General features: G+C 54.4%; 1 protein-coding gene. It reads right to left on the bottom strand.

The features are described 5' to 3' along the window. On the bottom strand, positions 1-871 hold an 871-nt coding region (locus tag ACTHUR_RS12740), incomplete at both ends, for an FAD-binding oxidoreductase (RefSeq protein WP_440398858.1).

Below are 871 nucleotides of genomic sequence, written 5' to 3'. Positions count from 1 at the left end.
GGTCAAAAATTCGAGCTTGTTGATGCCGATGCCGTGTTCGCCCGAAATCACGCCGCCGAGCGAACGGGCGATTTTCATAATGCGTTCGACCGAACGGTAGGCCGTCTGAAGCATTTCGGCATCGTCTGAGTTAACCGGAATATTGGTATGAACGTTACCGTCGCCGGCGTGCATATGCAGGGCGACGAAGACGCGGCTGCGCACGGTTTTGGCGTGGATTTTGCCCAAACCTTGAATAATTTTGGTATCGGTTTTGCCGCTGAAGATTTCAGAAAGCGGCTTCATTACGTCCGCTTTGACAGACACACGCAGGCGGAAATCGCGGAAGGCAATAAAGCAGCTTTCATTGTCTTTGGCTTCGGGCGCGGCGTGGACGGATGCGCCATAGCGAGCTTTATAGTCGGCAAGTGGCGCATCCAAGTTAGCAAGCAACCATTCCCAACGCGCTTTGACAGAGGAAACGTGGGCTAGGGCGTGTTTGCCGCGTTCACCTAACAGTTCGGCGGTTGGCAGGTCTGTTCCCATTTTGTCGATGGGGAGTTTGCCGGACAGATATTGCTCCAAGGCGGCACAGAGTTTGAGTTTGTTTTGGATGGAAAGCTCAATGTTGATGCGTTCGATGCCGTCTGAATACTCACCGAGCCTTTCGAGTGGGATTACCACGTCTTCGTTGATTTTAAAGGCGTTGGTATGTTTGGCGATGGCGGCGGTGCGGCTGCGGTCAAGCCAGAAGGTTTTGCGCGCTTCTGGAGATATGGCGATAAAGCCTTCTCCGTCACGGGCGCGGGCGAGTTCGCAGATGTGTTCGGCGGCTGCCTGCACGGCGGCTTCATCGTCGGAAACCACGTCTGCCAGCAAGACCATTTTAGGT

The sequence above is a fragment of the Neisseria sp. P0021.S007 genome (genome assembly GCF_051956855.1).
This window is presented reverse-complemented; position numbering and strand designations above follow the sequence as displayed.